We start from the raw sequence: 14,776 nt of genomic DNA, 5'->3' as shown, positions 1-14,776 counted from the left end.
AAGACCGTCTGACATGTCCCAGGAAACCATCCTCTCCAATGCCCGTATCATTCTCGAAGACCAGATCGTGTCGGGCACAGTGATCATCCGCGACGGCAAGATCGCCGAGATCTCCGAGGGAGCGTCCGCTGTCGGAGAGGATTTCGAGGGCGATTATCTGATGCCAGGCCTTGTGGAACTGCATACCGACCATCTGGAGTCCCATTACTCGCCGCGGCCTGGCGTGCGATGGAACAAGACGGCGGCCATACAGGCGCACGATGCGCAGATCGTCACTTCGGGCATAACCACCGTGTTCGACTGCCTGCGCATGGGCTCCGACGAGGATGACGGCTTCGACCACGGCGAGATGCGTGACATGGCCGATGCCATCGAGGCGGCACAGAACGACGGGCGGCTGCGGGCCGACCATCTGATCCACCTGCGCTGCGAGGTGTCTTCGCAAAACGTACTCGAGCATTTTGCCGACTTCCAGCAGGACAACGCGGTTCGCCTCGTGTCGCTGATGGATCATGCGCCCGGCCAGCGACAGTTCCAGACGATGGACAAGTACATCTTCTACTACCAGAAGAAGCGCGGCCTGACTGACGAGGCTTTTGCGGTCTTCATTGCCAAGCGCCTCGAGGAGTCGGCCAAGTATTCGACGCCGCACCGCGACGCCATCACCAAGATCTGCCACGAGCGCGGCATCACCATTGCCAGCCATGACGATGCGACGCTCGAACATGTCGATGAGGCCGTTGCCTATGGTGTCCGTCTGGCAGAGTTTCCGACCAGCGTGGAGGCCGCCAAAGCCTCGCATGCTGCCGGCATGAGCGTATTGATGGGAGCGCCGAACATCGTCCGCGGCATGTCGCATTCCGGCAATATCGCCGCACGGGACCTGGCAGAGCTCGGCGTACTCGACGTGCTGTCGTCGGATTACGTGCCGTTCAGCCTGCTGCATGCACCGTTCATACTGGCCGACGAGGTCGAGTCGATCTCGCTGCCGAAGGCGATTGCGATGGTGACGGCAACCCCTGCCCGCACCGTCAGCCTCGACGACCGGGGCCGCATCGCGGTCGGACTGCGCGCAGACCTCGTGCGAGTGCGCCGCGATACCGGCGTGCCTGTGACACGCGCGATTTGGCGCGAAGGACGAAGGGTCGCCTGATGGCCGAGCTTGAGGCCAATCCGCAGACCGGCAATGCCGCGCCGACCGCAACAGGCATGATGGTGGTGGTGGTCGGCCCAAGCGGCGCCGGCAAGGACACGCTGATCGGCCGCGCCGCAGAATATTTTGACGGACGGACGGATGTGCACTTTGCGAGACGCGTCATCACACGCGGCGCCGACGCGGGTGGCGAGGACCATGTCAGCGTCTCCGAGGGCGGGTTCGACGCGATGGAAAGGGCCGGCAGTTTTGCCATATCCTGGGATGCACATGGCCTGAAATACGGGATTCCGGCCGCCGTTCGCCAGGAACTGGCACAGGGCAATATCGTCATCGCCAACGGCTCGCGGTCGGTACTCGATCGCTTCAAGGCTGCCTTCCCGAGACTGACGATCATCAACGTCACAGCCCGGCCGGAGGTGCTGGCAGAGCGTCTGGAAGCGCGCGGACGTGAAACCCGTGCGGACATCCTGAAGCGCCTGGAACGCGGATCGCTGACCGTGCAAGGCGACTTCGATGTCGTCACCATCGACAACAGCGGCACGCTGGATGCCGCGACGCATGCGATGATCGATGCGCTCGAGGCAATACTCCGCGGCTGACAGCAAGTCCGGTTCTGCTAGTGGGCTTCGTCCCAGTTGTCGGCAGCACGCGCATCGACCTTAAGCGGCACGCTCATCTCGACGGCCGGCATGGCAGCATTTTCCATGACGGAGACGATGACCGGCTGGGTCCGCTCGACATCGCCATCCTCCACTTCGAAAATCAATTCGTCATGGACCTGCAGCAGCATGCGGACGCGCTCGCCGAGCCCGGCTTCAGCCAATGCCGGCTCGATCTGGATCATCGCACGCCTGATAACGTCTGCGGCCGAGCCCTGGATCGGTGCGTTGATGGCGGCGCGTTCGTTGAAAGCGCGCATCGAAGGATTGGACGAGCGAATTTCCGGATAATGGATGCGGCGGCCGAAGATGGTCTCGACATAGCCCTTGTCACGGGCATAGGCCTTGGTGGCCTCCATATAGTCCTTGATGCCGGGGAAGCGCTCGAAGTAGCGCTTGATGTATTCACCGGCCTCGGAGCGCTCGATTGAAAGCTGGTTGGCAAGGCCGAAGGCTGAGATGCCGTAAATGATGCCGAAGTTGATCGCCTTGGCGCGACGGCGCACGTCCGACGGCATGCCCTCGACCGGCACACCGAACATCTCGGAGGCCGTCATCGCATGGATGTCCACGCCGTCGGAAAACGCCTGGGTCAGTTGCGGAATGTTGGCGACATGGGCCAACACGCGCAGCTCGATCTGGCTGTAATCGGCCGACAGCAGCTTGTGGCCGGGTGTCGAAACGAAAGCCGTGCGGATCTTGCGGCCTTCGACGGTGCGCACCGGAATATTTTGCAGGTTCGGCTCGGACGAGGATAGCCGGCCGGTGGTGGTCGCGGCCAGCGAGTAGGATGTGTGGACGCGTTTGGTCAGGGGGTGGATGTAGCCTGGCAGCGCGTCGGTGTAGGTCGACTTCAGCTTGGTCAACTGGCGCCAGTCGACAATCTTGCGCGGCAGCGGCAGGCCCTCGGCGGCCAGATCCTCGAGCACGCTTGCCGAGGTGGACCACTGTCCGGTCTTGGTCTTGCCGCCACCGGCAAGGCCCATCTTCCCGAACAGGATATCGCCGAGCTGCTTGGGCGAGCCGATGTTGAAGCGCTCGCCGGCCAGTTCATAGATCTCGTCCTCGAAGGCTGCCGCCTTCTGGGCAAGTTCGCCGGAGAGCCGTGACAGGATCTGGCGATCGACGGTGATGCCGCGCTCTTCCATGCGGGCGAGCACCGGCACGAGCGGCCGCTCCAGGCGCTCATAGACCGAGGTCAGTTTCTGCGCGGCGAGGCGCGGCTTCAGCACCATCCACAGCCGCAGCGTCACATCGGCATCCTCGGCGGCATAGGCCGTGGCCTTGTCGATGGCGACACGGTCGAAGGTGACGAGCGACTTGCCGCTGCCGGCGACATCCTTGAAGGCGATGGGCTTGTGCCCGAGCCAGCGCTCGGACAGCGTGTCCATGCCATGGGTCGTGGCACCGGCATCGAGCACGTAGGACATCAGCATGGTGTCGTCAAACCCCCGGGTGATGATGCCATAGCGCTTCATCAGCAGGTAATCGTATTTGAGGTTCTGGGCTACCTTGAGGACGGACGGGTCCTCCAGCAGTCCCTTCAGCAGGGCCAGTGCATCGTCCATGGGTATCTGGTCCGGCGCCAGCTTGACGCCGTCGCTGAACAGATCCTCGCTGCCGGTCTTGTGGGCAAGCGGCACATACGCGGCGTGGATGGTGAGGCCCGACGCATCGGCGGGATCGGCGTAGGCAAGCGAGAAACCGACCAGATCCGCCTGCATGACATCGATCGAGGTGGTCTCGGTATCGAAGGCGACCAGGCCGGTTTCGCGACAGGCGGCAATCCAGTTCGAGAGCGTTGGGAGGTCTCGGATGGTGACATAGGCAGAGGCATCGAGTTTGGCGGCGGCGAAACTTTCTGCCCGGCTCCTGGCAAGATCGGTAGGCGTTGCACCCCGATGCGGCGCCTCGACTGCCAGCGGGTCGGTGGGCGACGACTTGATCGTCTCTTCGGAGCGCTCCCCCTCGGTGGCGGAGGCGAGCGTGTCCATGTCGGGGCCGTGAGCCTCGGCAACCAGCTCGACCGCGACGACCGCCGCCTCGATGCCTGCAGCATTCGCGCCGGTCGCATCGGCGACGCGGCGGGTCAGCGAGGTGAATTCCATGGCCTTCAGGAAGGCGATGAGTTTCGGGCCATCCTGCGGCTCGAGTGTCAGATCCTCGAGGGGTACGTCGAGCGGTACGTCGGTGCGCAGTTCGACCAGCTGGCGCGACAGCCGTGCGAGATCGGCATTGGCAATGATACTTTCGCGGCGTTTCTGCTGCTTGATCTCGCCGGCCCGCGACAGCAGCGTTTCGAGATCGCCGAATTCTTCCAGAAGCTGGGCTGCGGTCTTCGGACCGATCCCCGGAATGCCCGGCACGTTGTCGGTGGAATCACCGGTCAGCGCCTGCAGGTCGATCATCTTTTCAGGCGCGACGCCCCATTTCTCGACGACATCGGGAATGCCGATCTGCTTGTCCTTCATGGCATCGTACATATGCACATTGGGCGTCACCAACTGCATCAGGTCCTTGTCGGACGAGATGATGGTGACATCGGCGCCGGTGGCCTCTGCCAGCCGCGCATAGGTGGCGATGATGTCGTCGGCCTCGAAACCTTCAGTTTCGATGCACGGAAGATTAAAGGCGCGGGTCGCCTCGCGGATCAGACCGAACTGCGGCACCAGGTCCTCGGGCGGTGCCGAGCGGTTGGCTTTGTAGAGATGGTATAGATCGTTGCGGAACGTCTTTGAGGAATAGTCGAAGATGACGGCAAAATGGGTGGGCGTCACCCCGACATCGGTGTTGCGCGCGTCACGCAGCAACTTCCACAGCATGTTGCAAAATCCCGACACGGCATTCACCGGCAAACCATCGGATTTGCGGTTGAGCGGCGGAATGGCGTGGAAGGCGCGGAAAATGAAGCCCGAGCCATCGACGAGGAAGAGATGATCACCATTTTTCATGCCGGAATGGATAGCCTGCGGCATGCCCGAGGTCCAGACCGCGTTGCCTGCTTTTCGCTGAGGGATGCAGTGCCCGGCGTCACCGAAACGTTACCGATTTGTAACGGCGCCGACGAAACGGTTCCCTTGAAAAGCCGTATTTGAATTAGCATTTCTCCCTCGCCGGCGCTTAACAAACGTCGCGGGTCTGGTCGCTGGCATGTCCCCTGCCGCATCAGACTTGGACAAAGGCCTTCCCCCCTCTCCGGGCCTTTGTCCCTATTTTTAGCCGCCATGGTTTCCCTCCAGGCCATGGCGGCTTTTTCCATCGAAGCAGACAGTGCAACAACCCGCTCGGCTAAGACCCTCGCCGGCGATTTACGCGTTGTTTCGGCTTGAAATTGCGCATAAGCACACGTCATGGGATATAGTCGGACAGACTCCGCAGCCTACCTTGCGAGCCAGCTTGCGAAGGGTTTCAGTCGCTCCTTGCAACAGCGGGCGGCAGGAATCGGCTTTTCTCCCGGACAGTTTCCAATCCTGGTCGAATTGTGGGCCGAGGATGGCCTGACGCAGAAGCAACTGCTGGAGCGCGTCGACATCGAACAGGCCACCATGGCAAACACGCTTTCGCGCATGGAGCGCGATCAACTGATCGAGCGCAAGCCTCATCCTTCCGACAAGCGGGCTCAGCTCGTCTACCTGACGGAAAAGGGATCTGCCATGCAGCAAGACGCGGTCGATGCAGCCATGGCTGCAGACCAGGATCTCTTCAAAGGTTTCAGGGTCTTCGAGCGTGAGTTGCTGCTGGAATATATTCGGCGCGTCCTCGACAATGCCAAGCGCCTCTAGCGGCGATCGCAGCTCTTTGACATTTCGCTGACCGCTACGATCGAACACACAGCCGATTTCGGCTCGAAACACCCCCCGCTTTGGTCTATCGTCTCTCCAAATCGGAAGAAGGACCATCCATGACTGCCATATCCCCCATTCTCGACCGCGCCGACCAGAACCTGCCCACCAGCCTCGACAAGCTGTTCGAACTGCTCAGGATCAAGTCGATTTCGACCGATCCTGCATTCAAGCCGGAATGCCGCAAGGCGGCAGAGTGGCTTACGGCCTATCTGGTCTCTATCGGCTTCGAAGCCTCGGTTCGCGATACTCCCGGCCATCCGATGGTCGTCGCGCACCACGCAGGCGCCAGTGCCGGTGCGCCGCACCTGCTGTTCTACGGTCACTACGACGTGCAGCCAGTCGACCCGATCGAGCTCTGGGAGAACGACCCTTTCTCGCCAGCCATCAAGGAGATCGGCAATGGTCGCAAGGTCATCACCGGCCGTGGCACGTCGGACGACAAAGGCCAGCTAATGACCTTCGTTGAAGCCTGCCGGGCGTACAAGGACATCAACGGCGCGCTTCCATGCCGCATCACCATCCTATTCGAAGGCGAAGAGGAATCAGGCTCGCCATCGCTGAAACCTTTCCTCGAGGCCAATGCCGCGGAACTGACGGCAGACTACGCGCTCGTCTGTGATACCGGCATGTGGGATGCCGAAACGCCGGCAATTGCCGCCGGCCTGCGCGGATTGGTCGGCGATGAGATCGTCGTCACGGCCGCAGACCGCGATCTGCATTCCGGTATGTTCGGCGGACTTGCCGCAAATCCGATCCATATCCTCGCCGACATCGTCGCCGGCCTGCATGACGCAACCGGCAGGGTCACGCTTCCGGGCTTCTACAACGGCGTCAACGAGACGCCTGCCGATATCAAGGCAAGCTGGGAAAAGCTCGACGCCTCGGCGGAAAAGCTGCTGGGCGAAATCGGACTGTCGATCCCATCAGGCGAAAAGGGGCGCTCCGCTCTGGAACTGACCTGGGCGCGTCCGACAGCAGAGGTCAACGGCATCACCGGTGGCTATACGGGCGACGGCTTCAAGACCGTCATCGCCTCGAAGGCATCCGCCAAGATATCCTTCCGGCTGGTCGGCGACCAGAACCCGGCAGCCATCCGCGACAGTTTCCGCGCTTATGTAAAGTCGAAGATCCCGGCCGATTGCTCCGTTGAATTTCACGGTCACGGCGGGTCTCCGGGCATTCAACTATCTTATGAATCGGCGCTGCTCAACAAGGCGAAGGCAGCCCTCTCTGACGAGTGGCCGAAGCCTGCTGTCGTCATCGGCATGGGCGGCTCCATTCCCATCGTCGGCGATTTCCAGAAGATGCTCGGCATGGAGTCGTTGCTGGTCGGGTTCGGCCTGAACGACGACCGTATTCATTCGCCGAACGAGAAGTATGAGCTCGCCTCCTATCACAAGGGCATACGCTCCTGGATCCGGATCCTCGACGCCCTGGCGGCATAACAATAAAGCCGGCAAGCAGGATGCGACCACTTCGCGGCTTGCTTGCCGGCGTCACGACCATCATAAATGACTGCAGGGCCAAGATTCGATTCGACAAATCAAATCAGGTGGTATATCGATTGATTAAACGATTAACCATTTATTGTGATGTCATTGGCTATCAACCGTTCCGGACCTAATCTCAGCCGCATCGCGGCATCGCTCGGTGTTTCCGTCGCCAGCGTCTCCAATGCTCTTTCCGGCAAAGGCCGGGTGTCTGCCGAACTCGGCGACCGTATACGGGCGACCGCAGCGGCCCTCGGTTATGTGCCGAGCCAGGCAGGGCGGGCGTTGCGGACCGGCAGAAGCGCGGTGCTCGGCCTTGTCCTGCCCGATATCGCCAATCCGCTCTTCCCGCAAATCGCCCAGGCTATGGAATACGCTGCCTCGGTTGCCGGCTACGGCATGCTGATCGCCGATTCACGTGGCGATATCGGCCACCAGACCGACGCTATCAATCGTCTGCTGGAGCGCGGCGTGGATGGCATGATCATTGTCCCCCGGCGCGGCACCCGGATTGCGGACATCGGCTGTCCGGTAGCCGTCATCGATACGCCATCGACGCCGGGCAACACCGTCTCTGCTGATCACTGGCAGGGCGGAGTACAGGTGGCGCAACATCTGTATGAACTCGGGCATCGCAAGATCATATTGCTGGGTAACAACCCCGCCTCCAACGTCCAGAACGACCGCATCGGCGGCCTGAAATCGGCATTCGACGCGAGCGTCACCACGGGCGTCATGTGGATCGAAAAGATCGAAGCCGAGCATGGAGCAGGCTGCATGCTGGGGCTTGCGGAAAAAGTCAGACAAGGGTTCACCGCCTTTGCCGCCATCTCGGATCTCGCTGCGCTGCGGGCCCTGACGGAATTGCAGCAGGCAGGCATATCCGTGCCGGATAGCGTCAGCGTCACCGGCTTCGACGACCTGATCTGGTCCTCGGTTGTCACGCCCGGCATAACGACGATGCGTATGGACATGCCGGCTATCGCAAAAATTGCCGTCGGCGCGCTCGTCGACGTCATCGAAATGGGCGCCCGCGACCAATCTTTGGCAGAAGAGACCCCGCACGCCAGCCGCATCGTCACCGCGGCGGTTTCACGGGTACCGATGCGGCTTATAGCACGTCAGTCCTCCGGTCCTCCCGGACCGGCGATGCAGGAACCCGGTGGAGATCCCGTCCCATGAATTGGCTGCTGAGCACGTCCATCGCGGTTTGTTGCCTTTTTCCACTGACAGCAGGCGCTGCGGACAAGACGCTGACGATCTCCGTCTATGCGTTTGCCCAGGACGACTACAGGAAGCTGGTCTACGATCCATTCGAAGCGAAATGCGGCTGCAAGCTGGTCGTGGAGACCGGCAACAGCGTCGAGCGGCTGGCAAAAATGGAGGCGAACAAGGCCCATCCGGTGATCGACATGGCAGTCGTCTCGATGGCCGATGCGCTACAGGCGTCTCGCGCAGGTCTCACAGACAAGATCGATACGTCAAGGCTTTCCAATTTCGACAAGCTCTACGACATCGCCAAGGACCCGAACGGCGACAGTATGAGCGTCGGCTACACCTTCTACGCCACGTCCATCGCCTATCGCCCCGATAAAATGAAGATCACGTCCTGGGCCGATCTCCTGAAGCCCGAATATGTGGGCCATATTGCCTTCCCGAATGTGACGACCAACCAGGGACCGCCAGCGCTCTACATGCTGGGCGAGGCAATGGGCAAGAACACGCCGGATCTCAAAGCGCCGATTGCTGCGATCGGTGAAAATAAAGACGACATCGTTACCTTCTACGAAAAGTCCTCGCAACTGGTGCAACTTATGCAGCAGGAGGAAATCTGGGCAGCGCCGATCGGTCGCTTTTCCTGGGCCGGCTTTACCAAGCTCGATGTCCCCGTTGCCTGGGCCGACCCCAAGGAGGGCCAAACAGGTGGCATGAATGTCATGATCCTGACCAAAGGTTCGAAGAACCGGGATCTAGCGTTGCAGTTCATGGATTTCTGGCTTTCGACGGATGTGCAGACCGCGCTTGGCCAGAAGCTGGTCGACAGCCCTGCCAACAAGGAGGTCAAGCTGCCGGCTGACATCACCAGCAACCTGACCTTTGGCGAAGACACCGCCAGGAGCCTCAAGCTCATCCCCTCCGCTCTGGCGCTCGACGAGCGAGAGGCCTGGGTGAAGGAATGGAACGAGACGGTTGGCCAGTAAGCTGCCGGTGCGGAATATCCGAATCCAGCACCGCGGATATCGTTCAGACGACACTGCCTGCGGGAAAGATCTGCATGTTCCAGAATAGAACCGAGGCCCTCGCGCTGGCGCTTCCGGCAGCACTGTTTGCGGCAGTGGTTTTCCTGGTGCCGGTCATCCTGCTTTTGTCTGAGGGGTTTCACGCGCCCGATGGGGCGTGGTCGATCGGCGCCTACACGGCATTTTTCTCCGAGGCGCTCAATCGTACCGTCTTCCTGCGCACGCTACGCCTCGGGCTCGAGGTCACGGCCGTTTCTGCGGTCATCGGCTATGCCGGCGCATTTGCCATCGTCAACCTACCGCCGAAGAGCAAGGGTCGCATGGTCGGCCTTGTCGTGCTGCCATTGATGATTTCACCGGTTGCCCGCACCTATGCCTGGATCGTCATCCTCGGGCGCACCGGCATCGTCAACGAGGCGCTGATCGGGCTGCATGTGATAGACACCCCGTTCCGCATTCTCTTCAGCGAGACCGCAGTTTTTCTCGGCCTGCTGCAATTGTTCCTGCCCCTGATGATCCTGTCGCTGATCAGTGCGCTTGAAAACATGCCGAAAGATGCGATCGCCGCGGCGCGAGTGCTCGGTGCAAACTGGCTGCAGGTGTTCTGGAAAGTTATCCTGCCGCTCACCCGCGAGGGACTGGTGATCGGCGGCACGCTGGTTTTCACCGGTTCGCTGACGGCCTATATCACGCCTGCGATCCTTGGTGGCTCCAAGGTGCTGATGCTGGAAACGCTGCTCTACCAGCGGGTCACGGTTTCCAGCGATTTCGTCTCGGCGAGCGTCATCGCCTTCATCCTCATCGTCATGAGCTTCGGCGCCAATCTGCTGCTGAAGCGCGTGGCAACCGCGAGGAGCCGCATATGAGCGGCCGGCTGTTTTCACCGATTGCCCTGTCTTTGCTGCTGGTCTTCCTGATCGGGCCGTTCGTCATCATTGTTGCCGCCTCGCTTTCAGCCGGCGAGACGCTGGCTTTTCCGCCGCAGGGCCTCTCGCTGCGTTGGGTGGAAAAAGTCTTCACCGTTGACAGCTTTCGCGCCAGCTTTGCCATGTCCATGCTGCTTGCGGTCGGCGGCACCCTGTGTGCGCTGGTCCTGGGCGTGCCGGCCGCCTATGCGCTCTCCCGCTACAGGCTGCCGTTTGCCGAGACCATCCGCACGGTCGTGTCAGCGCCCATCATCGTACCAGGCATCATCGTCGGGCTCTCCATCCTACGGTATCTCGTCGTGCCCTTCGGCTTCAGCATTACCGCCGCGCTGTTCTGCGCCCATACTGCGCTGGTGTTGCCCTATGCCGTGCGCGTCGTCTCGGCCAGCCTCGACAACCTGCGCTCCGACATCGAGGAAGCCGCAGTGTTGCTCGGTTCTTCGCGGCCGGGCGCCTTCTTCCGCGTCGTGCTGCCGAATATACGCGGCGGCGTGCTGGCGGCGTTTATCCTCGGGTTTGTCACCAGCTTCAATCAGGTGCCGGTGTCGCTGTTTCTGTCGGGCCCCGGAATCCAGACCCTGCCGATCAACATGCTCGGCTACATGGAGACGACCTACGATCCCTCCGTGGCCGCCCTTTCGGCACTGCTCGCCTTCCTGTCGATCGGCATCGTCTTTCTGGCCGAACGCTTTCTAGGATTTTCCCGCTATGTCTGACGCCTCCTATCTCACCCTCAAGAAGCTGACGCTTGCCTACGGCAGCACCGTTGCCGTCAGGGATCTCGACCTGACGATCGGTCGGGGGGAACTGGTGGCGCTGCTCGGCCCGTCCGGCTGCGGCAAGACGACGACAATGCGCGCTATCGCCGGACTGCTGACGCCCTCCTCAGGCAAGATCAGCCTAGACGGTGTCGACATCACCCGTGTTTCCGCCAATAAACGGGCAGTCGGCCTGGTCTTCCAGTCCTATGCCCTCTTCCCGCATCTTTCGGTCTACGAGAACATCGCCTTCGGATTGCGCCTGAAGGGCCTGCGCGGCGGCGACCTCGATGCGCGCGTCGGCGCTGGCCTGACGTCTGTGGGCCTTGGCGATTTCTCGCGCCGGAAACCAGGAGAGCTCTCAGGCGGCCAGCAACAACGCGTAGCGCTAGCACGCTCTATGGTGATGGAGCCTAAAGTGCTGCTGCTCGACGAGCCGCTGTCCAATCTCGACGCACGTCTCAGGCTGGAAATGCGCACCGAACTGCAGCGGGTCCAGAAGAAGACCGGCGTGACGATGATTTTCGTCACCCATGACCAAGTGGAGGCACTGGCGCTGGCCGACAGGATCGTGGTCATGCGGAATGGCGCAATCGAGCAGATCGGTACGCCGGAGGAGATCTATAACCGACCAGTCTCCGCCTTCGTTGCCGACTTCGTCGGATTCGAGAACATCTTTCCCACCGAGAGCACCGGGATGAAAGCGGCCGGTGGCGCCGTGCCGCTGTCTCAACCCGTGCCACGAGGTGCTGCGGGGCTCGCCTGGCGTCCGCGTGCGGTCACGCTCGGCGTCGGTCCGTTTCGAGGCATCGTCCGGGGCACGTCCTTTGCCGGAAACACACGCGAGTACCTGCTCGACACGCCGCTCGGTCCCATCAAGGCCGAAGTCGGAGCCGCCCTGGCTGCGCAGCCGATGGGCAGCGAGCTCGCATTCGATCTGCCGGTCGATGCGGCAGCGGTGCTGGAAAGGTTCGGGTGAAACATGGGGGTCTGGATCGATACCGACATGGGCTTCGACGACATCGCCGCCATTCTGGTGGTGGCGCATTCGGGGCTTGAGATCGACGGCGTCTCGCTGGTCATGGGGAACACTCCGCTCAACCAGGTGAGAGCCAACGCAGCCAGTGCGGCGGCATTTTTCGGTTGGCGCTTTCAAATCCACAGCGGGCGGGCAATGCCGGTCCTATGCCAGCTGGAAACAGCCGAGGCGATCCTTGGCTCAAGCGGAATTCCCACGCTGGGAAGGACGCTGCCGGCAGCAGAGCGGCTGCCTCCGGGCAATGCCTTTGCCGCGCTTTGCCAATGGCTTGAGACCAACCAAGGTCCCTGCCGGATCCTGGCGCTCGGGCCTCTCACCAATATCGCGGCGCTGGCGCTGGCGCGGCCCGATCTTGCCACCCGCGTGACGGAACTGGTCTGGATGGGCGGTGGCGTCACAGCGGGCAATCATACGGCATCGGCCGAATTCAATGCCTTTGCCGATCCGGAGGCGCTCGCAATCGTCCTTGCCCACGGCCTGCCGCTGCGCATGGTCGATCTCGATATCTGCCGCAAGGTGATCGCAACCCCGGAGGACGTCGATGCCCTTCGTCTGGTAGCCAGCGAAAAAGCCACGTTGCTGGCCGATCTTCTGGGCGGCTACGTGACGATTGGAACCAGCCGCGGCCGTGCCGGCATGGCGCTCTACGATCCGACCGCTGCTGCCATCTTCGTTGAGCCAGATATCGCCGACTTTCGACCTGCCCGCATCGATGTGGAGTTGCAAGGATCCCATACGCGAGGACGGACGGTCGTGGAATCTCGCGCCTCGCGTGGCATTTTCAACGCACATTATGTGGCCGGGATCGATGCAGCCAGGGCTCGCGTCATGGTCATGCGTGCCCTCGCCGACGAGGCCAGCCGATGACCGAAACGCGCGCGCGCGATCCCGCAGACCTCAACCATCCGGCTCTCAGGGCCCGTGCCTCCTCGGCAGCGCGGGGCGATACGCCGTTTGATGTGCTGATTACCGGCGGTCGACTCGTCAACATGGTCACAGGGCAAATCGACAACTGCGATATCGGATTGACGGGGGCCCTGATTGCCAGCGTGCATCCTGCTGGCAGCAGAACCGACGCGAGCGAAATCATCGATGCGGCCGGCGCATTCCTGTCGCCGGGGCTCATCGACACGCATATGCACATCGAAAGCTCGATGATCACGCCTGCGGCCTATGCGGAATGCGTCATGCCGCGCGGCGTTACGACAATTGTCTGGGATCCGCACGAATTCGGCAATGTCCACGGGCTGGCCGCCGTGCGCTGGGCTGTGGAGGCCACGCGGCCCCTGCCTTTGCGAGTGATCACCCTTGCGCCTTCCAGCGTTCCCTCGGCACCGGGACTGGAATGCGCCGGCGCGGACTTCGACGCAGCTGTGATTGCCGAGATCCTGTCCTGGCCCGAGATCGGTGGCGTCGCCGAGGTGATGAACATGCGCGGCGTCATCGACGGCGATCCGCGCATGACCGGCATCGTCAACGCCGGTCTCGCTTCAGGCAAGATCGTTGCAGGCCACGCGCGGGGACTTGAGGGAGCCGATCTCAACGCCTTTATGGCAGCAGGCGTGACATCCGACCATGAGCTCACCTCCGGCGCCGACTTCCTCGCCAAACTCTCGGCCGGAATGACGATCGAACTGCGCGGCTCACATGATCACCTGCTGACGCAGTTCGTGAATGAAATCAATAAGCTCGGCCATATGCCCCAGACCATCACGCTATGCACCGACGATGTATTTCCCGACGAACTCCACCGGGATGGCGGTCTTGACGATGTCGTGCGGCGGCTGGTGCGCGATGGCCTACGTCCAGAGTGGGCTTTGCGCGCAGCAACCCTGAACGCCGCAATGCGCTTGAACCGGCCTGACCTCGGCCTGATTGCCGCCGGTCGACGGGCTGACATCGTGTTATTCGACGATCTCGAGGATTTCCGGGCAAGGCTTGTCCTCGCCGATGGCAAGCCCGTTGCCCGTAACGGCAAAGCGCTGTTTACAGCGGCGAGGCTCGATCCGGAGCCATTGCGCCATTCCGTCAAGCTGGAACCGCTTTCCGAAGACGATTTTCGCGTATTGGCGGACGGAGACAGAGTACGCATCGCCACCATAGACCAGCCACGATTTACGGCCTGGGGCGAGATGACTGCCGATGTTGCAGGTGGCTTCGTCGTTCCGCCGCCGGGGACGACCCTGCTCGCGATCGCGCACCGACATGGCCGCGTCGATGAACGGCCGCGAATCGGCTTTCTCACCGGTTGGGGTGAATGGCGAGGTGCTTTCTGTACGACTGTATCGCATGACAGCCACAACCTGACTGTGTTCGGTGGCAATGTGCGCGACATGACGCTGGCTGCAAATGCCGTGATCGCTGCGGGCGGCGGTATGGCGGTGGCCTCGAACGGCAGGCTCGATGCCATCTTGCCGCTACCGCTCTCCGGCCTTGTCAGCGAGGCTGGACTGGAGGATATCGCGGCGGGGTTTGGCGCCATACGCAAGGCCATGACGCGGGTTGTCGACTGGAAGCCGCCCTATCTGGTGTTCAAGGCGTGTTTCGGCGCGGCGCTCGCTTGCAACATCGGGCCGCACCAGACCGACCGTGGCATTGCCGACGTGACAACCGGCCAGCTGCTGGAAAGTCCGGTTCTCTGAGAGAGTTGTCGGCCTAACCTT

General features: G+C 61.8%; 12 protein-coding genes. 11 read left to right on the top strand and 1 reads right to left on the bottom strand.

What is annotated here, in order from left to right; translation table 11 throughout:
- Window positions 1-13: 13 nt before the first annotated feature.
- Together PR018_RS16410 and phnN are read left to right on the top strand one after the other, a co-directional pair.
- Window positions 14-1,153 carry an alpha-D-ribose 1-methylphosphonate 5-triphosphate diphosphatase gene (locus PR018_RS16410; protein ID WP_142830062.1) on the top strand — a complete coding sequence of 380 codons (1,140 nt, stop codon included), beginning with the start codon at window positions 14-16 and terminating at the stop codon, window positions 1,151-1,153.
- On the top strand, window positions 1,153-1,755 hold the full coding sequence (gene phnN / locus PR018_RS16405; protein WP_224128618.1) for a phosphonate metabolism protein/1,5-bisphosphokinase (PRPP-forming) PhnN: 603 nt from the start codon (window positions 1,153-1,155) through the stop codon (window positions 1,753-1,755). The genes PR018_RS16410 and phnN overlap by 1 nt, the downstream gene beginning before the upstream one ends.
- Window positions 1,756-1,772: 17 nt before the next feature.
- On the opposite strand, the gene polA is transcribed toward phnN, so the two are convergent.
- Window positions 1,773-4,766: a DNA polymerase I gene (gene polA, locus PR018_RS16400; RefSeq protein ID WP_142830250.1), complete on the bottom strand. Its 2,994-nt coding sequence runs from the start codon at window positions 4,764-4,766 to the stop codon at window positions 1,773-1,775.
- Between the two features lie 399 nt (window positions 4,767-5,165).
- On the opposite strand from polA, the gene PR018_RS16395 reads away from it, so the two are divergent.
- The 9 genes from PR018_RS16395 to PR018_RS16355 all read left to right on the top strand — a co-directional run bounded on the left by PR018_RS16395 (window position 5,166) and on the right by PR018_RS16355 (window position 14,755).
- Window positions 5,166-5,597, top strand: coding sequence for a MarR family winged helix-turn-helix transcriptional regulator (locus PR018_RS16395; protein ID WP_142830060.1), 432 nt, complete (start codon window positions 5,166-5,168; stop codon window positions 5,595-5,597).
- A gap of 119 nt (window positions 5,598-5,716) precedes the next feature.
- Window positions 5,717-7,105 carry a M20/M25/M40 family metallo-hydrolase gene (locus PR018_RS16390; RefSeq protein ID WP_142830058.1) on the top strand — a complete coding sequence of 463 codons (1,389 nt, stop codon included), beginning with the start codon at window positions 5,717-5,719 and terminating at the stop codon, window positions 7,103-7,105.
- A 159-nt stretch (window positions 7,106-7,264) separates the two neighbouring features.
- Window positions 7,265-8,332 (top strand): LacI family DNA-binding transcriptional regulator, encoded by a 1,068-nt coding sequence (locus tag PR018_RS16385; protein ID WP_202617172.1) that lies wholly within the window; start codon window positions 7,265-7,267, stop codon window positions 8,330-8,332.
- Window positions 8,329-9,351, top strand: coding sequence for an ABC transporter substrate-binding protein (locus PR018_RS16380; protein ID WP_142830054.1), 1,023 nt, complete (start codon window positions 8,329-8,331; stop codon window positions 9,349-9,351). Before PR018_RS16385 ends, PR018_RS16380 begins: the two co-directional genes overlap by 4 nt.
- A gap of 74 nt (window positions 9,352-9,425) precedes the next feature.
- Window positions 9,426-10,256, top strand: a complete 831-nt coding sequence (locus tag PR018_RS16375) for an ABC transporter permease (protein WP_142830052.1) — start codon at window positions 9,426-9,428, stop codon at window positions 10,254-10,256.
- Window positions 10,253-11,032, top strand: a complete 780-nt coding sequence (locus tag PR018_RS16370; protein ID WP_142830050.1) for an ABC transporter permease — start codon at window positions 10,253-10,255, stop codon at window positions 11,030-11,032. The genes PR018_RS16375 and PR018_RS16370 overlap by 4 nt, the downstream gene beginning before the upstream one ends.
- Entirely contained in the window at window positions 11,025-12,053 is a 1,029-nt protein-coding gene (locus tag PR018_RS16365; protein WP_142830049.1) for an ABC transporter ATP-binding protein, read from the top strand. The genes PR018_RS16370 and PR018_RS16365 overlap by 8 nt, the downstream gene beginning before the upstream one ends.
- Window positions 12,054-12,056: 3 nt before the next feature.
- Window positions 12,057-12,980, top strand: a complete 924-nt coding sequence (locus PR018_RS16360) for a nucleoside hydrolase (RefSeq protein WP_142830047.1) — start codon at window positions 12,057-12,059, stop codon at window positions 12,978-12,980.
- Window positions 12,977-14,755 (top strand): adenine deaminase, encoded by a 1,779-nt coding sequence (locus PR018_RS16355; RefSeq protein WP_142830045.1) that lies wholly within the window; start codon window positions 12,977-12,979, stop codon window positions 14,753-14,755. Before PR018_RS16360 ends, PR018_RS16355 begins: the two co-directional genes overlap by 4 nt.
- Window positions 14,756-14,776: the final 21 nt, after the last annotated feature.

This window comes from Rhizobium rhododendri, from assembly GCF_007000325.2.
In the GTDB taxonomy this organism is placed as follows: domain Bacteria; phylum Pseudomonadota; class Alphaproteobacteria; order Rhizobiales; family Rhizobiaceae; genus Rhizobium; species Rhizobium rhododendri.
This window is presented reverse-complemented; position numbering and strand designations above follow the sequence as displayed.